Below are 25,301 nucleotides of genomic sequence, written 5' to 3'. Positions count from 1 at the left end.
CAAACATAACAACTAAAAAAAATGAGTAAAATTAAAATTGCAGTTCAAAAAGCAGGGAGATTAAACGAAGACTCTTTGCAATTATTAAAAGATTGTGGCATTTCTATAGATAATGGAAAAGATCAATTAAAAGCTTCAGCAAGTAACTTTCCATTAGAAGTTTTATACCTTAGAAACGGAGATATTCCACAATATTTAAGAGATGGTGTAGTAGATATTGCTATTATAGGTGAAAATGTTTTAATAGAAAAAGGCGATGACATTGTTATTGCCGAACGTTTAGGTTTCTCTAAATGTCGTGTTTCTTTAGCTGTTCCAAAAGGTACAAAATACAAAGGCATTAAGGATCTTGATGGAATGCGTATTGCAACATCATATCCTAATACAGTAAAACAATATTTTAGTGAGTTTAATGTAAAACCAGATATACATATTATTAGCGGTTCGGTTGAAATTGCACCAAATATTGGATTAGCAGATGCTATTTGTGATATAGTTTCTAGCGGAAGTACTTTATTTAAAAACAATTTAAAAGAGGTTGAAGTAATGCTAAAAAGTGAAGCTGTGTTAGCAGTTTCTCCTACAATTTCTGACGAAAATAAAGCAATATTAGCCAAACTTCAATTCCGAATTAAATCTGTTTTAAAAGCTCAGAACTCAAAATATATATTAATGAATGTTCCTAACGATAAAGTTGAGAATATAATTAAATTGTTGCCAGGAATGCGCAGTCCAACTGTTTTGCCTTTGGCAGAAAAAGGCTGGAGTTCTATTCATACAGTAATTGAAAAAAATTCTTTTTGGGAAGTTATTGATGAATTAAAAGCAAATGGAGCCGAAGGATTGTTAGTTGTGCCAATTGAAAAAATGGTACTTTAAATATATATAGTACAATAGTTAATATTAAAAGTTTTAAATTAAAAACATTTAAACTTTCAACTTCTAATATTCAACTTCTAATATTATAAAAAATGAATAAAATAATAAACCCTCCAAAAAGTGAATGGTCAGAAATATTAAAAAGACCAACACAAACTGTAGAATCTATTGAAGAAACGGTAACTGCAATTTTTGCTGATGTAAAAAGAAATGGAAATGATGGTGTAAAGCGTTACACTTCAATTTTTGACGGTGTTGAATTAGATGACTTATTTGTTTCACAAGTAGAAATTGAGGAGGCAAACACCTTAATTACAGAAGAGTTAAAACAAGCTATTGCGCTAGCAAAAGAAAACATAACAACATTTCATTCAGCTCAAAAAACAGAGCCAGTAATTGTGGAAACTACAATAGGTGTTGAGTGTTGGCAAGAAAAAAGACCCATTCAAAAAGTAGGATTGTACATTCCAGGCGGAACGGCACCTTTATTTTCTTCGGTTTTAATGTTAGCTATTCCCGCTAAAATTGCAGGTTGTAAAGAAATTGTATTATCTACACCTCCAAATAAAAAAGGAAAAATACATCCAGCAATTATTTATGCAGCCCAACAATGTGGAGTTACAAAAATTATAAAAGTTGGTGGAATTCAGGCAATTGCAGCTCTAACATTTGGTACAGAAACAATTCCACAAGTTTATAAAATATTTGGACCTGGAAATCAATTTGTTACAGTAGCAAAACAATTGGCAACAAAATATGGAGTTGCTATTGATATGCCAGCCGGACCAAGTGAATTATTGGTAGTTGCAGATGATAGTGCCAATGCAGATTTTGTAGCATCTGATTTATTAAGTCAAGCAGAACATGGAGTTGATAGCCAGGTTATTTTGGTTTCAACATCATTAGAAAAATTAAAAAATGTTGAAGGTGCATTAGAAAATCAACTACAACAATTATCAAGAAAAAAAATAGCAGAAAAAGCTATTGAAAATTCGAAGTTAATTTATGTTGAAACAAAAGAAATTGCCTTGGATTTAATTAATGAATATGGTCCAGAACATTTTATAGTTTGCACAAATGATAATGAGTTTTATGTAAACGGAATTGAAAACGCAGGTTCTGTATTTATAGGAAATTATACACCTGAAAGTGCTGGAGATTATGCATCAGGAACAAATCATACTTTACCTACAAATGGTTATACTAAGGCGTATTCTGGTGTAAATTTAGATTCGTTTTTAAAGGCTATTTCATTTCAGAAAATTTCTGAAAAAGGAATTCAAAAAATAGGCAAAGCAATTGAAGTTTTAGCTACAGAAGAAGGATTAGATGCTCATAAAAATGCTGTTACTTTAAGGTTGAATAGTTTAAAATAAAAATTAAATATTTTTAAATTTGAAAATAAATAATTGTTACATATGAAAATTGAAAAACTACTAAGAGAAAACATTAAAAAAATGCAGCCTTATTCATCGGCGCGAGATGAGTTTAAAGATGATGTTACCAATATGGTTTTTTTAGACGCCAATGAAAATCCGTTTGAAAGTGGTGTAAATAGGTATCCAGATCCTCAGCAAAAAACTTTAAAAGGAGAACTTTCTAAACTAAAAAATGTTCCTGTAGATCAAATTTTATTAGGTAACGGAAGTGATGAAGTTTTAGATTTAATTTACAGAGCTTTTTGTGAGCCAAAAGTAGACAATGTAATTACGCTTCCGCCAACGTATGGAATGTATAAGGTACTTGCAAATTTAAATAATGTTGAAGAAAGAGAAGTGCTATTAACAACCTGTTTTCAACCTAAAGTAAAGGAAATATTGGAAGTTGTGGATAAAAACAGTAAAATTTTGTTTTTGTGTTCTCCAAACAATCCATCAGGTAATTCGTTTTCAAATGAAGCAGTAGAAGTATTGTTAACTACATTTAAAGGTTTAGTAGTTATTGATGAGGCTTATATAGATTTTTCTTCTCAAAAAAGTTGGTTGGAACGTTTAAATGAATTTCCAAATTTAATTATCACCCAAACCTTATCAAAAGCTTACGGTTTAGCCGGAATTAGATTAGGAATTTGTTATGCTTCTTCAGAAATAATTGCCGTTTTAAATAAAATAAAACCACCTTATAATATTAATGAGTTAACTCAACAACGAGCACTTAAAAGATTGTTAGTTATTGAAAAGGTACAAGAAGAAATTGAGGCTATTATTCAAATGCGACAAAAGATGATTGAAAAATTAAAGACATTACATTTTGTTGAGAAAATATATGAATCTGATGCTAATTTTGTTCTAATAAAAGTAGATGATGCTGTTAAAAGGTATAATCAATTATTAAAAAAAGGTATTGTTATAAGAAATAGAACAACCCAACCTTTATGTGAAAATACTCTTAGAATTACCATAGGGACAAAAAATGAAAATAAATTAATGTGCAGAGTTTTAAATGAACTATAAAATGAAGAAAAAAGTATTATTTATAGACCGTGATGGTACAATAATTAAAGAACCTGCAGATGAGCAAGTAGATTCTTTTGAGAAAATAATTTTCTACCCGAAGTCATTTACTTATTTAGGTAAAATAGCAAAAGAACTTGATTATGAATTGGTTATGGTTACTAATCAAGATGGTTTAGGAACAGAAAGTATGCCAGAAGAAAATTTTTGGCCGGTTCATAATTTTGTACTTCAATGTTTTGAAAATGAAGGTGTTAAATTTGAAAATATTGTAATTGACAGAACTTTTGCCAAAGATAATGCTCCAACACGTAAACCAAATACAGGATTGTTAACTGAGTATTTTTCGGAAGAGTATGATCTGGAAAATTCATTTGTAATAGGAGATAGATTAACAGATGTTGAGCTAGCTAAAAATTTAGGCGCTAAAGGAATTTTTATTAATGACAATACTAATTTAGGAACTGATGAAATAACTGTTAAAAGGGAATCTTTAAACAATTTTATTGCGTTGGAAAGTAACGATTGGCAAAAAATATATGAGTTTTTAAAGCTTGAAAACAGAACCGCAGAACTCACTAGAAATACCAATGAAACTAAAATTTATATCAAATTAAATTTAGATGGAACTGGTAAAAGTGATATTTCTACAGGAATTGCTTTTTTTGATCATATGTTAGATCAAATTTCTCGTCACGGAAGTATGGATTTAACCATAAAAGTAGAAGGAGATTTAGAAGTAGATGAGCATCATACTATAGAAGATACTATGATTGCGTTGGGTGAAGTGTTTGCCAAAGCATTGGGTAACAAATTAGGCATAGAACGTTATGGTTTTTGTTTACCAATGGATGATTGTTTAGCACAAGTTGCTATTGATTTTGGAGGTAGAAATTGGTTGGTTTGGGATGCAGATTTTAAACGTGAAAAAATTGGAGAAATGCCAACAGAAATGTTTTTTCATTTGTTTAAATCATTTACAGATGGTGCACGATGTAATTTAAATATAAAAGCAGAAGGTACTAATGAACATCATAAAATAGAAGGAATTTTTAAAGCATTTGCCAAAGCAATTAAAGTAGCGGTAAAAAGAGATTCTGAAAAAATGATTTTACCTAGTACAAAAGGAATGCTGTAATGGTTTTTGGTTTTTAGCAATCAACTAACAACTAATAACAAACAACAAAATAAAATAAATGAAAATAGTAATTATAAATTACGGAGCAGGAAACATTCAATCTTTAAAATTCGCTATTCAACGTTTAGGTTATGAGGCTGTTTTAAGTAAGGACGAAGAGGAAATTAGAAATGCCGATAAAGTTATTTTTCCAGGAGTAGGCGAAGCAAGTAGCGCCATGAAAATGTTAGAAGCTACAGGATTAGATAAAGTAATTCCAACATTAAAACAGCCGGTTTTAGGTATTTGTTTGGGTATGCAATTAATGTGTAATTATTGTGAAGAAGGTGATACTCAAGGATTACGAATTTTTGATTGCGATGTTGTAAAATTTGATACTCGTGAAAAAGTTCCTCAAATAGGATGGAATCAAATAGAAAATTTAAAGTCCGATTTATTTAAAGGAATTAAAGAAAAAGAATATATGTATTTAGTACATAGTTTTTATGTTCCTTTAAATATAGAGGCTATAGCAACAACAAATTACGGTATAAATTACGCCTCTGCATTACAAGAAAAAAACTTTTTTGGTGTGCAATTTCACCCAGAAAAGAGTAGCAAAGCAGGAGCACAAATTTTAAAGAATTTTTTGGAGTTATAGACCAACAACATAAAACCATCAACCAACCAACAACTATAATGAAATGAGAATTATCCCTGCAATAGATATTATTAACGGTAAATGTGTTCGTTTATCAAAAGGAGATTATGCAACACAAAAAATATACAACGAAAATCCGTTAGAAGTAGCTAAAATGTTTGAAGCGCACGGTGTAAAACATTTACATTTGGTGGATTTAGATGGAGCAAAAGCGAGTCATATTGTAAATCATAAAGTATTAGAAACTATAGCAAACAATACAAGTTTATCTATCGATTTTGGTGGAGGATTAAAGTCTGATGATGATTTAAGAATAGCTTTCGAAAGTGGAGCTAAACAAATAACAGGTGGGAGTATTGCAGTAAAAAATCCAGCAATTTTTAAAAACTGGATACTAAAATTTGGTGCTGATAAAATTATTTTAGGTGCCGATGCTATGGATGAAAAAATTGCAGTTAGTGGTTGGTTAGAAGAATCTGATAAAGAATTAATACCTTTTGTAAAAGGTTACCAAAAAGAAGGAGTGAGTTATGTTATTTGTACAGATATTTCAAAAGATGGAATGTTGCAAGGTCCTTCGTTTGAATTATATAAAAAAATGCTAAAAGAAATTTCAAATATAAAACTTATAGCTTCAGGAGGTATTTCTACATATAATGAATTACCAAAATTAGCTGAAATGGGTTGTGAAGGTACCATTGTTGGTAAAGCAATTTACGAGCATAAAATTAGTATGAAAGAGATAGAAAAATTTATTTTAAGCAACTATTAAAGTGCTCGTCATTCTAAACTTGTTTCAGAATCGCGTTAATTAATAAAAATTAGTTTTGTTTACATATTAGCAAATAAATATAATACAAAGAATCTAGTCTATTTTGAAGAATTTATGGATATTAGACAGGCAATTTTAAGAGAAAAACAATTGAAAAATTGGCATTACGATTGGAAAATAAATTTAATTAAACAACAGAATCCATTGATAAGAACGTTGGATTTATAAAAATATGAGACCCTGAAACAAGTTCAGGGTGACGAAATTATGTTAACAAAAAGAATTATTCCTTGCTTGGATATAAAAAACGGAAGAACTGTAAAAGGTATTAATTTTATAGATTTACGCGATGCTGGTGATCCAGTAGAACTGGCAGAAATTTATGCAAATGAAGGGGCAGATGAACTAGTGTTTTTAGATATTACGGCTACCGAGCAAAAACGTAAAACTTTAGCAGAATTGGTAATGCACGTTGCTGAAAAAGTAAATATTCCTTTTACTGTTGGAGGCGGAATCTCATCGGTTGAAGATGTAGAAATATTATTAAATTCAGGTGCTGATAAAGTTTCTATCAATTCTTCTGCAGTAAAAAATCCACAATTAATAAATAATTTAGCTGCAAAATTTGGAAGTCAATGTGTAGTAGTTGCTATTGATGCGAAACAAATTAATGGAGAATGGATGGTTCATTTAGTTGGAGGAAAAGTTCCTACGGATATTAAATTATTTGAATGGGCTGTGGAAGTTGAAAAACGTGGTGCAGGAGAGATTTTATTTACTTCTATGGATCACGATGGTACTAAAAATGGCTTTGCAAATGAAGCATTAGCACATTTAGGCACTTTAGTAAATATTCCAATAATTGCTTCTGGTGGAGCAGGAAATATGCAACATTTTACAGATACTTTTATTAAAGGTAAAGCAGATGCTGCATTAGCGGCAAGTGTTTTTCACTTTAAAGAAATTGAAATAAAAGATTTAAAAAAGGAATTAAAAAGGAATAATATTCCGGTTAGGCTATAAATTTACTGGTCGTTGAGCGGAGCCGAAACGCAACTATTAATTGTGATTTCAACTCCGCTCAATCACCCAAAACATACAATTATGACAATAGATTTTAATAAAAATAGTGATGGTTTAGTACCAGCAATTATTCAAGATTTTACAACCAGACAAGTTTTAATGTTAGGTTATATGAATGAAGAAGCATACAAAAAAACCATAGAATCTGGAAAAGTGACCTTTTTTAGTAGAACTAAAAATAGACTTTGGACAAAAGGAGAAGAAAGCGGAAATTTTTTAAACCTTGTTTCTATTAAAAATGATTGTGATAACGATACTTTATTAGTGAAAGTTAAACCTGTAGGTCCAACGTGTCATAAAGGTACGGATACTTGTTGGGATGAAGCTAATTATCAGCAGTTTGGATTTTTAACTGAATTAGAAAATGTAATTAAAAGTAGACGCTTAAACTCTAACTCAGAAAAAAGTTATGTTGCCTCTCTTTTTGAAAAAGGTATTAATAAAATTGCTCAGAAAGTAGGGGAAGAAGCTGTTGAAATTGTTATTGAGGCTAAAGATGATAATGATGACTTGTTTTTAAATGAAGGAGCAGATTTGTTATTTCATTATTTAATTTTGTTACAAGCAAAAGGATTCAGTTTAAAAGATATTGTAAAGGTTTTAGAAGGAAGACATAAATAACAAGTATTAATTATTGCGCACTTTTTTTCTAAAAAAAACAAATTCTATGATTTTTATTGACAATGAAGGATGTACTAATCCTAAATTAAATTTAGCTTTAGAAGAATATGCATTAAGAAATTTTGATGCTTCTACAGATTATTTATTATTTTATATTAACGAGTCATCTATAATTATTGGGCGAAACCAAAATACCTTAGAAGAAATTAATCAGGAATATATAACTGAGAAAAATATACACGTTGTAAGACGCATTTCTGGAGGTGGAGCTGTTTACCATGATTTAGGAAACTTAAACTTTAGTTTTATTACCAACCACGATGGAAAAAGTATTAGTAATTTTAAAAAATTTACTGAGCCAGTAATACGTGTGTTAAATACTATGGGAGTTGCTGCCGAATTAAAAGGGCGCAATGATATTTTGGTTAATGAAAAGAAAATTTCTGGTACAGCTCAATTTTCTACCGGAAAACGAATGATTAGTCATGGAACTTTATTGTTCAATACTGATATGAGTGAAGTATCTAAAGCTCTTCAGGTAAAAATGAGTAAAATTCAGTCTAAAGGCCATAAATCGGTTAGAAGTCGCGTTGCAAATATTAGTGAGTTTTTAAACACACCTATTTCAATGGAAAGTTTTAAAAATCAATTGCTTACTGGTTTATATGAAGCTCGTGAACATTTTGAAATTTATAAATTAACCGAAGCTGAATGGAAAGCTGTTCACGAATTAAAAGCTGAAAAATATGATTTATGGGATTGGAATTTTGGGAATTCTCCTAAATTTAATATCCAGCGAAACAAACGTTTTTCAATAGGTGAAATTGATTTACGTATTTTTGTAGAAAAAGGACTTATTTCAGATTTTAAAATTTTTGGAGATTTTTTTGGAAGACAACCAGTTTCAGATATTGAAGAATTATTAATTGGAGTTCCGTACGATAAAACTGAAATTAGTAATAAGCTGAGTACTATAGCAGTTGAAAATTATTTTGGGAAATTAGAAAACTCAGAATTTATAAATCTTGTTTATGGAAACGATTAATTGCTTGTAAAAGCAATCTATTAACTATAAATGATAAAAAACTAAATATGAATTCAATTTCAAAAACAACCATAAATTTTCTTAAAGATTTAAAGCAAAACAACAATAGAGATTGGTTTGCTAACAATAAATCTATTTTTGAAAGTGAACAAAAACTTATTAAAAAATTTTATGTTTCTCTACAAGAAAAATTAAAAGAACATGATGAAATTGAGAGTTTAAAAATGTTTCGAATTTATAGAGATGTCCGATTTTCTAAAGATAAAACTCCGTATAAGCCGCATTTTGCCGGAAATTTTGTAAGAGCAACAAATAAATTAAGAGGTGGATATTATTTAAGAATAAGGCCAGGTGAAAGTTTTTTAGCTGGTGGTTTTTGGGAACCAAATAAAGAAGACTTACTGCGTATTAGAAAAGAGTTTGAAATGGATACTTCTGAAATTCGTGAAATATTAAACAACCCTACATTTATAAAATATTTTGGAAAATTAGAAGGTGAATCTCTAAAAACTGCACCTCGTGGTTTTGATAAGGATCATCCGGATATGGATTTAATTAAAATGAAACAATTTATTGTTACGCGCTCTTTTACCGATCAAGAAGTTCTGTCTCCTGATTTTTTAGATGAAATAAACAAAAGTTTTAAAGCTATGCGTCCGTATTTTAACTACATGAGCGAGGTTTTAACTACCGATTTAAACGGAGTTTCAATTATAGATTAAAACAAAAACATACAAAAAAAAGACCAAAACTATTTCAAGTCTTGGTCTTTTTATAAATTATATAGTTAATTTTTAACTCGTTCTTTCTAACAAAGCCATATAAAAACCATCAAAACCAGATTTATAAGCAGAAACTTTATTTTGTTTCTCTAATTGAAATTCTGGATGATTTTTTAAAAATAATTGAACTTGTTTTTCATTTTCTGACGGTAAAATAGAACACGTTGCATACACCATTTTTCCACCAACTTTTACTAATTGCGAATATTCTTCAAGAATTTCAGCTTGCGTTTTAATAATATTATCTACAAATTCTGGTTGTAATTTCCATTTACTATCAGGATTTCTTTTTAAAACTCCAATCCCGCTACAAGGCGCATCAATTAAAACTCTGTCTGCAGTACCTTTCATTTTCTTAATTACCTTTAAAGAATCTATTTCTTTGGTAGTAATATTATGAACTCCATTTCTACGAGCTCTAATTTTAAGTTTTCTTAATTTACTTTCATAAATATCTGTAGCAATTAATTGACCTTTATTTTCCATTAAAGCAGCTAAATGTAAAGATTTTCCTCCAGCACCAGCACAAGTATCAATAACTTTCATTCCAGGTTTTACATCTAAATATTCTGCAACCAATTGAGATGAAGCATCTTGCACTTCAAAAAAGCCTAATTTAAACGCTTCTGTAGTAAAAACATTGGCACGTTCTTTTAATTTTAATGCAAATTCATAACCTCTAATAGGTTCAGTTTCAATACCTTCATCTTCTAGCTTTTTTTGCAATGCTAGTTTAGTTGTTTTTAAGGTATTTACACGTAAAATAACTTCAGCTTGTTCATTTAACGCACTAATTTCATTTGTCCATTTTTCAACACCCAATTCTTTTACGCATAATTCATCCATCCAATCTGGAATAGATTCTTTAAAAACACGTTCTTTTTGAAGTTCATCAAATTTTCCTTTAATTCTACGTTCTGGAACTCCTTGTAATTGGTTCCAATCTGGTAATTTATAACCTTTTAATACAGCTAAAACTGCAAAATTTTTCCAAACGTTCTCTGTAGTATAATGAGATTTTGTTCCTGCAATTTCGTTGTACAATCGTTTCCAACGTACCATATCATAAATAGTTTCAGCAACAAATTTACGGTCTCTAGCTCCCCAGCGCTTATCTCTTTTTAATGCTTTTTCAACAACTTTATCGGCATATTCTCCTTCATTAAAAATTAATTTCATCGAATCAATAACCGTAAACACTAAATTTCTGTGTAATCTCATATTAAAATTTTGGACTGCAAATATACATAAATAGATTATAAGATTTTGCAATTGTTTATTGTACATTGAATTGTTACCTTCGTATTTTAAAAAAAAATGGCAATTTACACACTAAATACTTCTATAGCTTACTTAAAAGGTGTTGGCCCTAACAGAGCAGATTTATTAAAATCGGAGTTAGGAATTTATACCTATGGAGATTTAGCGAATTTTTTCCCGAATAGATATTTAGATAGAACCCAGTTTTATAAAATAAGTCAATTACAACAAAATGCGGCAGAAATTCAGATTGTTGGAAAAATTACTAATATAAAAACGGTACAACAAAAAAAAGGAAGTAGGTTAGTAGCTACTTTTGTTGATGATACTGGCGCAATGGAGTTGGTTTGGTTTAGAGGTGTAAAATGGATTAAAACTTCTTTAAAAGTAAATACGCCCTATGTTATTTTTGGAAAAACAAATTATTTTAATGGTTCGTTTTCAATGCCACATCCTGAAATGGAATTGTTAGCTGATTACAAAAAAAGTTTACGCACAGCCTTACAACCAATTTACCCATCTACAGAAAAATTAAGTAATAAGGGAGTAACAAACAGAGTTGTTTCTAAAATGGTTGAAAGTTTATTTGAAGAAGTAAATGGTTCATTTACAGAAACTTTATCAAAAGAAATACTTCAAAACTTTGGTTTTATTTCTAAAACAGAGGCGTTATTAAATATTCATTTTCCAAAAAATCAAGAGTTACTTACAAAAGCCCAACAGCGTTTAAAATTTGAGGAATTATTTTTTATTCAAATGCAATTGATTCGAAAAAAAATGATTCGAAAAGCAAAAATTAAAGGGTATAATTTTAATAAGATTGGAGAGTATTTTAATCATTTCTATACTAATAAATTACCATTTGATTTAACCAATGCTCAAAAACGAGTTTTAAAAGAAATCCGTAAAGACATGGGTTCCAATGCCCAAATGAACAGGTTATTGCAAGGAGACGTTGGTTCGGGTAAAACAATTGTTGCGTTGTTAAGTATTTTAATTGCAATGGATAATGGTTTTCAAACGGCTTTTATGGCACCTACAGAAATTTTAGCTACGCAGCATTATAATTCGGTAGTTGAATTACTTAATGGAATGAATGTTACGGTACAACTTCTTACAGGTTCAACCAAAACAAAAGAGCGCAAATTAATTCATGAACAATTACAATCTGGCGAGTTACATATACTAATAGGAACACATGCATTAATTGAAGATAAAGTACAGTTTAAAAACTTAGGATTAGCAATTATTGATGAACAGCATAGGTTTGGTGTAGAACAACGCTCTAAAATGTGGAAGAAAAACGAATTGCCTCCGCACGTTTTAGTTATGACAGCTACACCAATACCAAGAACATTAGCAATGAGTGTTTATGGCGATTTAGATATTTCTGTTATTGATGAGTTACCTCCAGGAAGAAAGGAGATTGTTACTGCGCATAGATATGATAAAAATAGACTATCTGTTTTTAAATTTTTAAAAGAAGAAATTAGTAAAGGCCGTCAAATATATATTGTATATCCGTTAATAAATGAATCTGAAGCGATGGATTATAAAGATTTAATGGATGGCTATGAAAGTATTTCTCGTGAGTTTCCAAAACCTCAATACCAAATAAGTATTGTTCATGGTAAAATGAAAGCCGATGATAAAGAATATGAAATGCAACGGTTTTTAAAAGGTGAAACTCAAATTATGGTGGCAACTACAGTAATTGAAGTTGGTGTTAACATACCAAATGCCAGTGTTATGGTTATTGAAAGTGCAGAACGTTTTGGTTTATCGCAATTACATCAGTTAAGAGGTAGAGTTGGACGTGGAGCAGAGCAAAGTTACTGTATATTAATGACTAGCTTTAAATTATCTGATGATGCCAAAATTAGATTGCATACTATGGTAGATACTAGCGATGGTTTTAAAATATCTGAAGTAGATTTAAAATTACGAGGTCCAGGAAATTTAATGGGAACCCAACAAAGCGGTGTGTTAAACTTGAAAATTGCAGATATAATAAAAGACGGCGAACTTTTAAAATTAGCTAGAAAACAAGCTATAGAATTACTTACAATTGATCCATCTCTCTCTAAATCAGATAATTTAGCAATTAAAACTGCGTATATAGAAATAAGTAAAAAAAGTACACTTTGGGCTAATATTAGCTAAAAAAGAAGAAGGTTAATATGAAGTAAAGTGATAGTAATCTACCATTTTACTTCACAAAAACCTTCGATAACAATCAATCAAAAAGTTATATTTTCAAATTTTTACACTCTAATTTATAAACAATTATGAGTATAAAATTGGTTTTTCATTTAGTTGCTACAATTATACGATTTCGAAAACGATATAGATGTTAAAAAAAATATAAAAATTACAAAAACACATAAAGAAATCATTTTTTTTGATTTAAAATTTATAGTAAAAAGTAACTATTGAAGTTATCATTCTAAATTGTATTATTTATCTTTGCAATTCGTAAAAAAATAAAATAGAAATGAAAATATCATATAATTGGTTAAAGCAGTTTTTAAAAGTAGATTGGGAAGCTGAGAAAACAGGCGAATTGTTAACCGATTTAGGACTTGAAGTTGAAGGTATAGAAACCGTTGAATCAATTAAAGGAAGTTTATCTGGAATTGTTGTAGGTAAAGTTTTAACTTGTATACAACATCCAAATGCAGATAGATTAAAAATAACAACAGTTAGTATTGGAGAAGGAGAGGAACCATTGCAAATAGTTTGTGGTGCTCCAAATGTAGAAGCTGGTCAAACAGTGCCAGTTGCAACTATTGGAACTACTTTATATGATGATAAAGGAGAACCATTTGTTATTAAAAAAGGAAAAATAAGAGGAGAAGAAAGTCATGGAATGATTTGTGCCGAAGACGAATTAGGTTTAGGTACTAGCCACGATGGTATTATGGTGCTAGATGATTCTTTAAAAGTAGGAACACCAGCCGCAACTGTATTTAATGTTGCATCTGATCAGGTTTTTGAAATTGGATTAACACCTAACAGAGCAGATGCAATGAGTCATTTAGGTACTGCAAGAGATTTACGTGCAGGATTAATTCAAAATAAAATTTCTTTAGAATTAATTTCACCATCTGTTAGTGATTTTCATGTAGACGATAGAACCTTAAAATTTGATGTTGTTGTAGAAGATACTGAAAAAGCACCAAGATATGCAGGAGTTACCATTTCTGGTATAACAGTAAAAGAATCTCCAGATTGGATTAAAAACAGATTAAAAGCTATTGGTTTATCACCAATTAACAATATAGTTGATGTAACAAATTATGTGTTACACGAATTAGGACAACCATTACACGCCTTTGATGCATCAAAAGTAAAAGGAAATAAAGTAATTGTTAAAACCTTACCAACAGGCACTAAATTTACTACGCTAGATGGTATAGAAAGAGAATTACACGAAGAAGATTTAATGATTTGTAACGGAAATGAAGAACCAATGTGTATTGCTGGTGTTTTTGGAGGTTCGGAATCTGGCGTTTCAAATAATACAACTTCAATATTTTTAGAAAGCGCATATTTTAACCCAGTAGCAATTCGTAAAACTGCAAAAAGACATGCTTTAAATACAGATGCTTCTTTTAGATTTGAACGTGGAATAGATCCTAATATTACTGAATATGCTTTAAAACGTGCAGCAAATTTAATTTTAGAAGTAGCTGGAGGTAAAGTTTCTTCTGAAATTGTTGATTTATATCCTAAAAAAATTGAAGATTTTCAAGTATTCCTTTCTTTTGAAAAAATGAATCGATTAATTGGTGTTGAAATTCCAAAGGAAACTGTTAAAAATATACTAGCATCGTTAGATATTAAATTTAATAATGTAACGGAAACAGGGTTAGGTTTAACTATTCCATCATATAGAGTTGATGTTACAAGAGAAGCAGATGTTATTGAAGAAATTTTACGTGTTTATGGTTATAATAATGTTGAGTTTTCTCATAAATTAAACACTTCAATTTCTTTTTCTGATTTTGATCCAACTAAGATTGAAAACATTGCAGCCAACCAGTTAATGGCACAAGGGTTTAATGAAACTATGGCAAATTCTTTAACTAAGCCAAGCTATGTTTCATTATCAGAAACATTAAATCCAGCGCATAATGTAACTATTTTAAATCCTTTAAGTAATGATTTAAGTGTTATGCGTCAATCGCTGTTATTTAGCGGGTTAGAATCTGTAGCATATAACATTAACAGAAAAAATAGTTCCTTAAAATTCTTTGAATTTGGAAAAACATATCAACACTTTGATAGCGGATACAGCGAGCAAAAACACCTAACATTATTTGTTTCTGGAAATCGTTCAAAAACACGTTGGAACACTTCCGATAAACCTTCTGATTTCTTTTATTTAAAAGGAATTTCTATTACTTTATTAGAACGTTTAGGAATTAAAAATTTAAAAACTTCACCTACAAAAAATGATGTTTTTTCTGAAGGAATTACTTTAAGTTTAGGTAAAATTAAACTAGTTGATATTGGTGTAGTTAAAAAATCAATTTTAAAAGAATTTGGCATAAAGCAGTCTGTATTATTTGCTGATTTTGATTGGGAAAATGTATTGAAAGTAGGAGGTAAAGGACAGATTAAAGTAACTGAACTACCTAAATTCCCTTCAGTAAAAAGAGATTTTGCATTGTTGTTAGATGCTGAAGTTTCATTTAATGAGATTTACAATTTAGCATTTCAGGCAGAGAAAAATTTACTAAAAGATGTGGATTTATTTGATGTTTATGAAGGAGATAAATTAGATGCTGGAAAAAAATCGTATGCGGTAAGTTTTTTAATTCAAGACGAAACAAAAACGTTAAACGATGTTCAAATAGATAAAATAATGCAAAAATTACAACAATCTTTTGAAAAGAATTTAGGAGCTACGTTAAGATAGTTTTCAATAAAAACCATAAAAAAACCTCTGAAATTCAGAGGTTTTTTTTTATTTCTGTAGATTCCTGCCTTCACGGGAATAACAATTATTTACTTCTTAGCTCTTTCAGTAGTAATTTCAGCAATTTTAATAATTACATCTGTAGCTAATTGTAAAGATTCCGCAGCCACATACTCATATCTTCCGTGAAAATTATGTCCACCAGCAAAAATATTTGGACAAGGTAAACCTTTGTAAGATAGTTGAGAACCATCAGTTCCTCCTCTAATTGCTTTAATTATAGGCTTTATATTTAATTGCTTCATTGCTTCTTCAGCAATATCTACAATATGCATTACTGGTTCAATTTTTTCGCGCATATTAAAATATTGATCTTTTATTTCAACAGTTACTAAGTTTGAACCTAATTTTTTATTAATAGTATCTGCAACTTTTTGAAAAGTAGCTTTTCTATCTTCAAATAATTTTAAATCGTGATCTCTAATAATATATTCTAACGTTGTTTTTTCTACTTCACCTTCCATACTATGCAAGTGATAAAAACCTTCGTAGCCTTCAGTTTCTTGAGGAATTTCATTTTTTGGTAGGCTTGCAATAAAGTCATTTGCAATTAACATAGAGTTAATCATTTTTCCTTTTGCATAACCAGGATGCACAATTTTACCATTAATAATTACCTTTGCACCTGCAGCATTAAAGTTTTCATATTCTAACTCACCAACCTGACTTCCATCCATTGTATAAGCCCATTCTGCACCAAATTTCTCTACATCAAACATATGCGCTCCTTTCCCAACTTCTTCATCTGGTGTAAAGCCAATTCTAATTTCTCCGTGCTTAATTTCTGGATGTTGAATTAAATATTCCATTGCCGAAATTATTTCTGTAACTCCAGCTTTATCGTCGGCACCTAATAACGTAGATCCGTCAGTTGTAATTAAAGTTTGACCTTTATACAATAATAAATCATCAAAATAACTAGGTGATAATACTATGTTTTCATCAGCATTTAACACAATATCCTTTCCATCATAATTTGGATGAAATTGAGGATTTACGTTGGTTCCAGAATAATCTGGACTTGTATCAATATGAGCAATAAAGCCAATAACAGGAACTTTAAAATCAACATTTGATGGTAATGTTGCCATAATGTAACAGTTATCATCTAAGGTTACATTTTTCATTCCAATCTCTTTTAAATCTTCCACCAAAATTTTAGCTAAATCCCATTGTTTCTCTGTGCTTGGAAACGCAGGATTATCTGGATCAGATTGTGTGTCAACTTTAATATATTTTACGAAGCGATCTATTATTTTTTGCATTATTTATAAATTTTCATCAAAAGTAAGTATTCAAAAAAGTATTTACAATGTATATATCTTAAATTATTGTAAAAATTCAATTTTTTCTAATAAGCTTAACGATTCACAAATTCTGTCATCAATATTTAAATTGCCATAAATATCTATAGCTGCAGAAAAATATGCCATTTCCGTTTTTTTTGAAATAATATTAAATTGATGATATGTAAATCCGTTTTTTTCACCTTTTAAAACATACCAATAACAAGGTGAATTAATAAAAGTAGCGGAACCCGATTTTATTTTTTCAAATCCATTTTGCGTAATAATTGAATCTGTTTTTTGATGAAAATCAGCATCAAAATTTACGGTTCCTAAAGCATACGATACATTTAAAATATACGTTTCAGAAAGTTGTTTTATAGTATCTGCTGAGAAAATTTCAGAAGAAGTTTCGGTGTAATATTTACTTGTTTTCCAAGATGTTGGAACAGACAACTTAAAGTTGTTTTTAAAATCTGAGTATTGTTTTAAATTGCTTAATTCAGTTGATCTACAATTAAACTCTTTTTGTAATTCTGATTGCTTTTTACAGCTTATAACAGCAATTAACATTAGTACTAAAACACCAATTTTTTTCATAATAATTTTTTATAATTTATTTAATAATCATTTTAGCAATTACTTCTTCACCAGAAAGCCAAGCCAAATTTTTATTTACAATTCTAATAGAATAAAAACCTTCTTCGCTTACTTTTTGCCAATTTTCACCAGAATTATTAGAGTAAAAAATACCATTAGTAGAGACTGCAAAAACTTCTTTTCCATTAGTTTCAGGTACATATTGTACGCAACTCACATATTTAGGTTCACTATTTTCAGCTACAACTTTCCAAGTTTTTCCACCATCTTTGGTAATTGCTTTATTTGCAGAATTTCCAAATTTATTGGTATAATCTCCACCGCAAATAATACCATTTAATTCACTAGAAAAAGCAACAGTATAAATACCAGTTGTTGGTTTTCCTTGTATTATTGGCGTATCATAAACTTTCCATGTTAAACCCATATCTGAAGTATGGAAAACTCTTGCTTTTATACCACCTGTAACAATCCAAGCATTTTTACCCACAATAGCTATGTTTGTATTGCTAGCGGCAAAAGCGGCTTCGCCATTTTCTATTTTAGGAAATTGCTCACAATCTATTTTTTTCCAAGTATTTCCTCCATCACCAGTTATTAAAACAGAAAGGCAATTATCTGTTGGATCGCCCATTGCTATACCGTTTAATTCATCAAAAAATTGCATTGAATCATAAAATACTTTATCGTTTTCTTCTTTATAAACAATTTCAATATTATTATTTTTAATTTGATATAACAACGCAGGATTTGCAACATTTAAAGCATAAACAGCTTGTTTAGTGTACGCCAAAGCTCTAAAATGAGGAACAATGGTATCTGTAATTATTTTTTGATTTTCTTTTAGTTTTCCATCAACAGAAACAAGTCCAATATCACCAATTGAGCCCGCATAAATAATTGTTGAATCGTTTACAATTTCAATTGCTCTAATACTTGTACTATCTATTTTAAATTTTTCTATAGAAACAGCTATAGTTTCTCTAGATGTATATTCTTCTTTGCAAGAAATCAATAAAAAAAGACTTAAAAATAAGGTAAAAGATAGTTTCATTTTAAAATGTTTGACTTACAAAGTAACTAAAAAAATATGGATGATTTTGAGTTGTAAAATCTTTAATTTTCAAAAATAACATCTTTTAAATTGCTAATTTAATAAAGTGTACATTTGCAGCCTTAAATTATTAGGTATGTCAACATTTTTAGAACTAGGAGTAAAAAAAGAGTATGTAGTTGCATTGAAAGAACTTGGAATTAAAAATCCAACAGAGATTCAAGAAAAAACCATTCCAATTTTGTTAAAATCTAAAACCGATTTTATTGGTTTGGCGCAAACAGGAACCGGAAAAACGGCAGCTTTTGGTATTCCTTTATTACATACTATAAACCCAGATCTACCTTCAATTCAAGGATTAATTTTAGCTCCAACTCGTGAATTAGTTCAACAAATTAAAAAGCAGTTATTTAAATTCACAAAATATTCTGAGAAGAAAATATTTGTTGAAGGTGTTTATGGAGGTGAAAAAATAGAAAAACAATTAAGTTCTTTAAAAAGAACTACACATATTATTGTTGCAACTCCAGGAAGATTAATAGATTTAATTGAAAGAGGTGAAGTAGATTTAAAGAAAATTAATACTCTTATTTTAGATGAAGCCGATGAAATGCTAAATATGGGCTTTAAACAAGATTTAAATAGAATATTAAAATACACAAGCGGTTCTAGAAATACGTGGTTATTTTCAGCTACAATGCCCGATGAAATTCAGCGAATAATAAAAACATATATAGATAGTGAAGCTCCAAAAATTGCTGTAAATAAAAACGCTTTGGTAAATGCAAAAATTACCCATCAATTTATTCAAACAGATATTAAAGAAAAAGTAAATTTAATAATTAAACTGTTGGAACGCAGGCAATCAGATAGAGGAATTATTTTTTGTAGAACAAAAGCGGGAACACAAAGTTTAACAGCTACTTTAAAAGAAGAAGGTTTTTCGGTAGAAGCTTTAGAAGGTGATATGCAGCAAAAAGAACGAGATAAAGTTATGCGCGCTTTTAAAAATGGTAGTTTACAAGTATTAATTTCTACAGATGTTTCTGCACGTGGTATTGATGTAAACAACTTAGCTTTTATTATTCACCATCAACTTCCGGAACAACTTGAATATTACACACATAGAAGCGGAAGAACTGCCAGAGCTGGCAAAACAGGGTTTTCTATTGCTTTAATTTTACCTAATGAAATTAATAGAATTCAAGAAATTCAAAAGGAGCTAGGTATTAAATTTATGCAAATCTCAATTTAAGTTAAAAGTAAAATTTTTATTTTTTTTTAAATTTATAATGCATAAACCTATAATTCGTTGTAATTTTACACGCTACTATTAAAATTAGAAATGTGTCAGTAAGAACAACGGAATTAGAGGAAAGAAAAGCAGGAAAAGATTTATATAGCTATCAAAAAGAAGCTATTGATAAAATTTTTAAACGTTTTGATGAAGCAAGAGAAGATTATCATTTGTTATTTCAATTACCAACAGGTGGTGGGAAAACAGTAATTTTTTCCGAAATTGTAAGGCAATATTTAAAAAATCACAATAAAAAGGTTTTAATATTAACACATAGAATTGAATTGTGTAAGCAAACTTCAAAAATGCTTACCGAGTTTGATGTTGTTAATAAAGTGATTCATAGTAAAGCAAATTTAGATGATCAACAATTGTATTCGTGCTTTGTTGCAATGGTTGAAACCTTAAATAATAGGCTAAATGATAATAAGTTAGATATTTCTGATATTGGTTTGGTTATTATTGATGAAGCGCATTATAATTCATTTACAAAAATATTTAAATTCTTCTCAAAAGCATTCTTTTTAGGTGTTACCGCAACTCCTTTAAGCTCTAACATTCAATTACCAATGAATGATAATTATGAGGAATTAATTGTTGGAGAATCTATAGAATCATTAATTGAAAATAAGTTTTTATCACGTGCAATTACGTATTCTTACAATGTTGGATTAACTTCTTTAGTGGTTGGTGCAAATGGAGATTATACCGTAAAATCATCGGATGATTTATATACCAATAATGAAATGTTAAGCAAACTTTTAGAAGCCTACGAAGAACGTTCTAAAGGTAAAAAAACATTAATTTTTAATAATGGTATTAACACATCGCTTAACGTGTATCATACATTTAGAGCCGCTGGTTACGAAATTGCGCATTTAGATAACACATCATCTAAAAAAGAAAGAGAACATATTTTAAGGTGGTTTAAAAAAACACCAAATGCTATTTTAACTTCTGTAAGTATTTTAACAACCGGTTTTGATGAACCCACTGTTGATACAATTATATTAAATAGAGCTACCAGATCACTTACATTATACTACCAAATGATTGGTAGAGGATCACGTATATTAAAAGATAAATCAACTTTTAATGTAATAGATTTAGGAAATAATTTTCACAGATTTGGAATGTGGGGATCTGATCTTAATTGGCAAAAAATATTTAAATCTCCTAATTATTATTTAGATACTTTAATTAATGATGAAGAATTAGAGAATAATTTTAGATATGAAATGCCTCCAGAATTAAGAGCGCAGTTTGTAAAAACAAAAGATGTTTATTTTGATATTAAAGCAACCTATGTAGATGCTATTCAAAATGGCGAATCTTCAAAAGAAGTTCTAAAACGTTCTATTGAACAACATGCCTATATTTGTATAGAAAATAGTGAAGATGTTTACGATGCATTAATTTTAATGAATCAGTTAGGCGAAGATATTGAGTATAGAATTCAACAATATATTAGATGCATTTGTAAAAGCACCAAGAATTTTATTGATTGGTTGAATGATGATTATAGAAAAAAATTAAGAGCCTATCTTTTAGAAAACTTTGATACAGTTTTTGAAGAAATTAATGGATATCCACCAGAAGATTAATAGAGAATATTTAAATATTTTTTTTCTGATATTCAGTGTTTTAAAATTATAACATTTAGATATTTAACAAACTTTTTCAATTATATTTGCCGCTTTAATTTCAAAAAATGAATCATTCAAATCCTTCTAAAATTACTGATGAACAATTGGATTCCTGTATTGCTGTTTTACAACAATTAATAGGAGATACCAATCAGGTTTTTGAACTTTCAGAAGAAAAAAGAATTGCACTTATAAAAGCTGCAGGTCAACTAACGCGCCCAGATAGAGATGAATTCTCACGAAGAAAAAAGGACGCGAAAAAAGCCGAAAAGCGCAAAATGATAGCCAAAGACAGGCACGCAAGAAAAGAAACTGGAATAAGAAGTGCTCGTGAAGCAAGTGTTTTTGTAGCACCTTTAATGATTGATTTAACAGGTAAAAGTGAAAAGGAACTTGAGTTAGAATCTCCTAGAAATTGCTATTGTTGCCAAAAATTGTACACAAAATTACATCACTTTTACGATACAATGTGTGTTGAATGTGGAGACTATAATTATGCAAAACGTTTTCAAACTGCAGATTTAACAGGTCAAGTAGCTGTAATTACGGGCTCTCGTTTAAAAATTGGATATCATATTACATTAATGTTATTACGATCTGGAGCAACCGTTGTGGCTACAACTCGTTTTCCTGTAGATTCTGCTTTGCGTTTTTCAAAAGAAGATGATTACAGCAAATGGAAAGATCGTTTAAAAATTCACGGATTAGATTTACGTCATATTCCTAGTGTTGAAATTTTCTGTAACTATATTGAACAACAATACGATAGACTTGATATTTTAATTAATAACGCAGCGCAAACAGTAAGAAGACCTGCCGGATTTTTTCATCATTTAATGGAAAAAGAAGAAATGCCATTTGAAAGTTTGCCAAAATCAGCACAAGATTTATTATCAAATCATATTAGTTGTTTAAATGAATTGAAAACATTAACAAGTGGTGCTTCTGCAACTAAAAATATGCCTGTAACTTGGCACGGTGTAGAACCAGGAATTGGGTTAAGAGCTTCGGCTAAATTATCTCAAATTCCGTATAGTTTTGACAATTCATTATCAGCTAGTGAAGTTTTTCCTGAAGGACAATTAGATGCTGATTTACAGCAAGTTGATTTGCGCAAAACAAATAGTTGGCGTTTAAAAATTGGTGAAATTGAAACTACCGAAATGGTGGAAGTTCAATTGGTAAATTCTATAGCACCATTTGTGTTGTGTAACCGTTTAGCTGAGTTAATGAAGAAGGAGAATACAGGTAAAAAGCACATTATTAATGTATCTGCAATGGAAGGAAAATTCCATAGATTTAGAAAACAAGACAGACATCCACATACCAACATGGCAAAAGCAGCATTAAATATGTTAACGCATACATCTGCATCTACATTAGCTAAATTTGGAATTTATATGAATGCTGTAGATACTGGTTGGGTAACAGATGAAGATCCAGTAGATTTATCTAAGCATAAAGCAGAAGTACACGATTTTCAACCACCTTTAGACATTGTAGATGGAGCAGCCCGTGTTATGGATCCGTTAATTGATGGAATAAATACAGGAAAACATTGGTGTGGAAAGTTTTTAAAAGATTATAAGCCAATTGATTGGTAAAATATATTATGAGTACAGAACAACCAAATAATCCGTTACACGGAGTTAAATTAGCTGAAATTGTACAATTTTTAGTTTCAACTTATGGCTGGGAGGAATTAGGAAATAGAATTAAAATAAATTGTTTTCGTTCCAATCCAACTATAAAATCTACCTTAACATTTTTACGTAAAACACCTTGGGCGCGCGAAAAAGTAGAGAATCTTTATCTTCGTTCAATCAAATAAAATTTTTTATTTTTACATTTTAAAATTCAAAAAATGCCAAATAAAACCTACAAAATTGCTGTATTGCAATTAAACTTAAATGATATTGCAGAAAACAATCTTAAAAAATGTATTAGTTGGGTAAAAGATGCTGCAGCACAAGGAGCTGAAGTAATTTCGTTACCCGAATTGTATAGCAGTCATTATTTCTGTCAGAGTGAAGACACTGATAATTTTTCAATTGCTGAAGAATTATACAGTACGTCATTTATTGCTTTTAGTGCTTTGGCAAAAGAATTAGGCGTTGTAATAATTGTTCCTTTCTTTGAAAAAAGAATGGCTGGAATTTATCACAACAGCGCGTATATTATTGATACTGATGGAAGTGAAGCGGGTTTATACCGTAAAATGCACATTCCAGATGACCCTCATTTTTACGAAAAATTTTATTTTACTCCTGGAGATATTGGGTTTAAAACATTTCCAACTAAAAAAGGAAAAATTGGAACTTTAATTTGTTGGGATCAGTGGTATCCAGAAGCTGCTCGTTTAACAGCATTGCAAGGAGCTGAAGTGTTATTTTATCCAACAGCCATTGGTTGGCATCCGCTTGAAAAAGAGCAATATGGTGAAAATCAACACGGTGCGTGGATGAATGTTATGAAAGGTCATGCGGTTGCAAATGGCGTTTATGTTGCTGCAGCAAACAGAGTTGGTTTGGAAAAATATATTCCAGGTACAGAAGGAATTCAATTTTGGGGTTCTTCATTTATAGCTGGTCCACAAGGTGAAATTTTAGCACAAGCTTCACATGATAAAGAAGAAATTTTAATTGCTGAAGTAGATTTAGATTTACAAGAAAATGTACGTCAGAATTGGCCATTTTTTAGAGATAGAAGAATTGATGTCTTTGGAGATATTACTAAAAGAGCAATAGACTAATTATGGCAAATTCAACAAGAAGATTTCCTGCAGAATGGGAAAAACAACAAGGAATTTTATTGTGTTTTCCGCATAATGGAAATGATTGGCCAGGTAAATACGAAGCCATTCAGTGGGCATTTGTAGAATTTATTAAAAAAGTAGCTGCTGTTGAAGAAGTTATTTTAGTAGTAGCTTCAGAAAAATTAAAGGAAAAAGTTATTGGAATGTTAGAAACGGCTACGGTTAAAATTTCTAACGTTTCATTTATTATTTATAAAACAAATAGAAGTTGGATGCGCGACTCTGGACCAATTGTAGTTTACAATAATGGAAAGAGAGAAGCCTTAAACTTTAACTTTAATGGTTGGGCAAAATACACTAATTATCAACTAGATAAATACGTTCCAAAACAAGTTTCGGAACATTTAAATATTCCTTTAACTCAGGTTATTTATAAAGGAAAACCTGTAATTGTTGAAGGAGGAGCTATTGATGTAAATGGTAAAGGAACCTTACTAACAAGTGAAGAATGTTTACTACATCCCACCATTCAAGTAAGAAATGAAGGCTTTACAAAAGAGGATTATGAAACCGTTTTTAAACAGTATTTAGGTGTAACCAATGTTATTTGGCTAGGAAATGGAATTGTAGGCGATGACACACACGGTCATATTGATGATTTATGCAGATTTGTAAATGAAGACACCATAATTACTGTAGTTGAAGAAAATAAAAACGATGCTAATTATGCACCGCTTCAAGATAATTTAAAGCGATTACAGCAAGCTAAACTAGAAACTGGTAAAACACCAAACATAGTTGAGTTACCAATGCCAAAACCTTTAATTTTTGATGGTATTCAAATTCCTGCTAGCTACGCCAACTTTTTAATATTAAATAAAACGGTTTTAGTACCAACTTTTAATGACGCTAAAGATAGAATAGCTCTTAATATAATTGCTGAATGTTTCCCTGATAGAGAAATTATAGGAATTAGCGCAATTGATTTAATTTGGGGATTTGGAAC

General features: G+C 29.9%; 22 protein-coding genes. 18 read left to right on the top strand and 4 right to left on the bottom strand.

Annotated features, from left to right (window positions below; genetic code table 11):
• The first annotated feature begins 21 nt into the window (after positions 1–21).
• The 10 genes from hisG (at position 22) to ABY298_RS00365 (ending at position 9,353) form a co-directional block, all read left to right on the top strand.
• Positions 22–879, top strand: coding sequence for an ATP phosphoribosyltransferase (gene hisG, locus ABY298_RS00410; RefSeq protein ID WP_372744000.1), 858 nt, complete (start codon positions 22–24; stop codon positions 877–879).
• A 92-nt stretch (positions 880–971) separates the two neighbouring features.
• A complete protein-coding gene (gene hisD / locus ABY298_RS00405; RefSeq protein ID WP_372743999.1) occupies positions 972–2,255 on the top strand; it encodes a histidinol dehydrogenase in 1,284 nt (427 codons plus the stop codon).
• 42 nt (positions 2,256–2,297) lie between these two features.
• Positions 2,298–3,332, top strand: coding sequence for a histidinol-phosphate transaminase (hisC, locus tag ABY298_RS00400; protein ID WP_372743998.1), 1,035 nt, complete (start codon positions 2,298–2,300; stop codon positions 3,330–3,332).
• A gap of 1 nt (position 3,333) precedes the next feature.
• Positions 3,334–4,470, top strand: a complete 1,137-nt coding sequence (gene hisB / locus ABY298_RS00395; RefSeq protein WP_372743997.1) for a bifunctional histidinol-phosphatase/imidazoleglycerol-phosphate dehydratase HisB — start codon at positions 3,334–3,336, stop codon at positions 4,468–4,470.
• Positions 4,471–4,528: 58 nt separating this feature from the next.
• Positions 4,529–5,110: an imidazole glycerol phosphate synthase subunit HisH gene (gene hisH, locus ABY298_RS00390; protein ID WP_372743996.1), complete on the top strand. Its 582-nt coding sequence runs from the start codon at positions 4,529–4,531 to the stop codon at positions 5,108–5,110.
• Positions 5,111–5,153: 43 nt separating this feature from the next.
• Complete coding sequence (hisA, locus tag ABY298_RS00385) at positions 5,154–5,882, top strand: 1-(5-phosphoribosyl)-5-[(5-phosphoribosylamino)methylideneamino]imidazole-4-carboxamide isomerase (RefSeq protein WP_372743995.1); 729 nt, start codon at positions 5,154–5,156, stop codon at positions 5,880–5,882.
• Positions 5,883–6,149: 267 nt separating this feature from the next.
• Positions 6,150–6,905: an imidazole glycerol phosphate synthase subunit HisF gene (gene hisF / locus ABY298_RS00380; RefSeq protein WP_372743994.1), complete on the top strand. Its 756-nt coding sequence runs from the start codon at positions 6,150–6,152 to the stop codon at positions 6,903–6,905.
• Positions 6,906–6,986: 81 nt separating this feature from the next.
• Entirely contained in the window at positions 6,987–7,586 is a 600-nt protein-coding gene (gene hisIE, locus ABY298_RS00375) for a bifunctional phosphoribosyl-AMP cyclohydrolase/phosphoribosyl-ATP diphosphatase HisIE (protein WP_372743993.1), read from the top strand.
• A 46-nt stretch (positions 7,587–7,632) separates the two neighbouring features.
• Positions 7,633–8,631 carry a lipoate--protein ligase gene (locus tag ABY298_RS00370; protein ID WP_372743992.1) on the top strand — a complete coding sequence of 333 codons (999 nt, stop codon included), beginning with the start codon at positions 7,633–7,635 and terminating at the stop codon, positions 8,629–8,631.
• 47 nt (positions 8,632–8,678) lie between these two features.
• On the top strand, positions 8,679–9,353 hold the full coding sequence (locus tag ABY298_RS00365) for a DUF2461 domain-containing protein (protein ID WP_372743991.1): 675 nt from the start codon (positions 8,679–8,681) through the stop codon (positions 9,351–9,353).
• Between the two features lie 72 nt (positions 9,354–9,425).
• Here the strand turns inward: ABY298_RS00365 and ABY298_RS00360 are convergent, their stop codons facing one another.
• Positions 9,426–10,634 (bottom strand): RsmB/NOP family class I SAM-dependent RNA methyltransferase, encoded by a 1,209-nt coding sequence (locus tag ABY298_RS00360; RefSeq protein WP_372743990.1) that lies wholly within the window; start codon positions 10,632–10,634, stop codon positions 9,426–9,428.
• A gap of 96 nt (positions 10,635–10,730) precedes the next feature.
• On the opposite strand from ABY298_RS00360, the gene recG reads away from it, so the two are divergent.
• Both recG and pheT read left to right on the top strand, forming a co-directional pair.
• On the top strand, positions 10,731–12,836 hold the full coding sequence (gene recG, locus ABY298_RS00355; RefSeq protein ID WP_372743989.1) for an ATP-dependent DNA helicase RecG: 2,106 nt from the start codon (positions 10,731–10,733) through the stop codon (positions 12,834–12,836).
• A gap of 331 nt (positions 12,837–13,167) precedes the next feature.
• Positions 13,168–15,597 (top strand): phenylalanine--tRNA ligase subunit beta, encoded by a 2,430-nt coding sequence (pheT, locus tag ABY298_RS00350; RefSeq protein WP_372743988.1) that lies wholly within the window; start codon positions 13,168–13,170, stop codon positions 15,595–15,597.
• Positions 15,598–15,686: 89 nt separating this feature from the next.
• On the opposite strand, the gene pepT is transcribed toward pheT, so the two are convergent.
• The 3 genes from pepT to ABY298_RS00335 all read right to left on the bottom strand — a co-directional run bounded on the left by pepT (position 15,687) and on the right by ABY298_RS00335 (position 18,597).
• The gene (pepT, locus tag ABY298_RS00345; RefSeq protein WP_372743987.1) at positions 15,687–16,922 is read right to left on the bottom strand and encodes a peptidase T; all 1,236 of its coding nucleotides are present in this window, start codon (positions 16,920–16,922) and stop codon (positions 15,687–15,689) included.
• Between the two features lie 63 nt (positions 16,923–16,985).
• Positions 16,986–17,543 carry a hypothetical protein gene (locus ABY298_RS00340; protein WP_372743986.1) on the bottom strand — a complete coding sequence of 186 codons (558 nt, stop codon included), beginning with the start codon at positions 17,541–17,543 and terminating at the stop codon, positions 16,986–16,988.
• A gap of 16 nt (positions 17,544–17,559) precedes the next feature.
• Positions 17,560–18,597: an oxidoreductase gene (locus ABY298_RS00335; RefSeq protein WP_372743985.1), complete on the bottom strand. Its 1,038-nt coding sequence runs from the start codon at positions 18,595–18,597 to the stop codon at positions 17,560–17,562.
• Between the two features lie 136 nt (positions 18,598–18,733).
• Here ABY298_RS00335 and ABY298_RS00330 point away from each other — a divergent pair, with 136 nt between their 5' ends.
• The 6 genes from ABY298_RS00330 to ABY298_RS00305 form a co-directional block, all read left to right on the top strand.
• Entirely contained in the window at positions 18,734–19,852 is a 1,119-nt protein-coding gene (locus ABY298_RS00330) for a DEAD/DEAH box helicase (RefSeq protein ID WP_372743984.1), read from the top strand.
• A gap of 92 nt (positions 19,853–19,944) precedes the next feature.
• Positions 19,945–21,498: a DEAD/DEAH box helicase gene (locus ABY298_RS00325; protein WP_372743983.1), complete on the top strand. Its 1,554-nt coding sequence runs from the start codon at positions 19,945–19,947 to the stop codon at positions 21,496–21,498.
• A gap of 107 nt (positions 21,499–21,605) precedes the next feature.
• Positions 21,606–23,144, top strand: coding sequence for an SDR family NAD(P)-dependent oxidoreductase (locus tag ABY298_RS00320; RefSeq protein WP_372743982.1), 1,539 nt, complete (start codon positions 21,606–21,608; stop codon positions 23,142–23,144).
• Positions 23,145–23,152: 8 nt separating this feature from the next.
• Positions 23,153–23,371 carry a VF530 family DNA-binding protein gene (locus ABY298_RS00315; protein WP_372743981.1) on the top strand — a complete coding sequence of 73 codons (219 nt, stop codon included), beginning with the start codon at positions 23,153–23,155 and terminating at the stop codon, positions 23,369–23,371.
• 33 nt (positions 23,372–23,404) lie between these two features.
• Positions 23,405–24,292 (top strand): carbon-nitrogen hydrolase, encoded by an 888-nt coding sequence (locus tag ABY298_RS00310; RefSeq protein ID WP_372743980.1) that lies wholly within the window; start codon positions 23,405–23,407, stop codon positions 24,290–24,292.
• Positions 24,293–24,294: 2 nt separating this feature from the next.
• A partial coding sequence (locus ABY298_RS00305; RefSeq protein ID WP_372743979.1) for an agmatine/peptidylarginine deiminase occupies positions 24,295–25,301 on the top strand: 1,007 nt, incomplete at its 3' end.

It is taken from the genome of Lutibacter sp., assembly GCF_041596795.1.
Taxonomy (GTDB): Bacteria; Bacteroidota; Bacteroidia; order Flavobacteriales; family Flavobacteriaceae; genus Lutibacter.
Note: the sequence above shows the minus strand (reverse complement) of the source record. Positions and strands in the feature narration are given on the sequence as shown.

What these genes read in the sequence shown, in the direction of transcription:
- pepT (WP_372743987.1), bottom strand. Translation starts at nt 16,922, where the DNA reads ATGCAAAAAATAATAGATCGCTTCGTAAAATATATTAAAGTTGACACA.
- ABY298_RS00335 (WP_372743985.1), bottom strand. Translation starts at nt 18,597, where the DNA reads ATGAAACTATCTTTTACCTTATTTTTAAGTCTTTTTTTATTGATTTCT.
- pheT (WP_372743988.1), top strand. Translation starts at nt 13,168, where the DNA reads ATGAAAATATCATATAATTGGTTAAAGCAGTTTTTAAAAGTAGATTGG.
- hisA (WP_372743995.1), top strand. Translation starts at nt 5,154, where the DNA reads ATGAGAATTATCCCTGCAATAGATATTATTAACGGTAAATGTGTTCGT.
- hisG (WP_372744000.1), top strand. Translation starts at nt 22, where the DNA reads ATGAGTAAAATTAAAATTGCAGTTCAAAAAGCAGGGAGATTAAACGAA.
- hisIE (WP_372743993.1), top strand. Translation starts at nt 6,987, where the DNA reads ATGACAATAGATTTTAATAAAAATAGTGATGGTTTAGTACCAGCAATT.
- ABY298_RS00370 (WP_372743992.1), top strand. Translation starts at nt 7,633, where the DNA reads ATGATTTTTATTGACAATGAAGGATGTACTAATCCTAAATTAAATTTA.
- ABY298_RS00360 (WP_372743990.1), bottom strand. Translation starts at nt 10,634, where the DNA reads ATGAGATTACACAGAAATTTAGTGTTTACGGTTATTGATTCGATGAAA.
- ABY298_RS00315 (WP_372743981.1), top strand. Translation starts at nt 23,153, where the DNA reads ATGAGTACAGAACAACCAAATAATCCGTTACACGGAGTTAAATTAGCT.
- ABY298_RS00365 (WP_372743991.1), top strand. Translation starts at nt 8,679, where the DNA reads ATGAATTCAATTTCAAAAACAACCATAAATTTTCTTAAAGATTTAAAG.
- ABY298_RS00340 (WP_372743986.1), bottom strand. Translation starts at nt 17,543, where the DNA reads ATGAAAAAAATTGGTGTTTTAGTACTAATGTTAATTGCTGTTATAAGC.
- recG (WP_372743989.1), top strand. Translation starts at nt 10,731, where the DNA reads ATGGCAATTTACACACTAAATACTTCTATAGCTTACTTAAAAGGTGTT.
- hisH (WP_372743996.1), top strand. Translation starts at nt 4,529, where the DNA reads ATGAAAATAGTAATTATAAATTACGGAGCAGGAAACATTCAATCTTTA.
- ABY298_RS00330 (WP_372743984.1), top strand. Translation starts at nt 18,734, where the DNA reads ATGTCAACATTTTTAGAACTAGGAGTAAAAAAAGAGTATGTAGTTGCA.
- hisD (WP_372743999.1), top strand. Translation starts at nt 972, where the DNA reads ATGAATAAAATAATAAACCCTCCAAAAAGTGAATGGTCAGAAATATTA.
- ABY298_RS00310 (WP_372743980.1), top strand. Translation starts at nt 23,405, where the DNA reads ATGCCAAATAAAACCTACAAAATTGCTGTATTGCAATTAAACTTAAAT.
- hisB (WP_372743997.1), top strand. Translation starts at nt 3,334, where the DNA reads ATGAAGAAAAAAGTATTATTTATAGACCGTGATGGTACAATAATTAAA.
- ABY298_RS00320 (WP_372743982.1), top strand. Translation starts at nt 21,606, where the DNA reads ATGAATCATTCAAATCCTTCTAAAATTACTGATGAACAATTGGATTCC.
- hisC (WP_372743998.1), top strand. Translation starts at nt 2,298, where the DNA reads ATGAAAATTGAAAAACTACTAAGAGAAAACATTAAAAAAATGCAGCCT.
- hisF (WP_372743994.1), top strand. Translation starts at nt 6,150, where the DNA reads ATGTTAACAAAAAGAATTATTCCTTGCTTGGATATAAAAAACGGAAGA.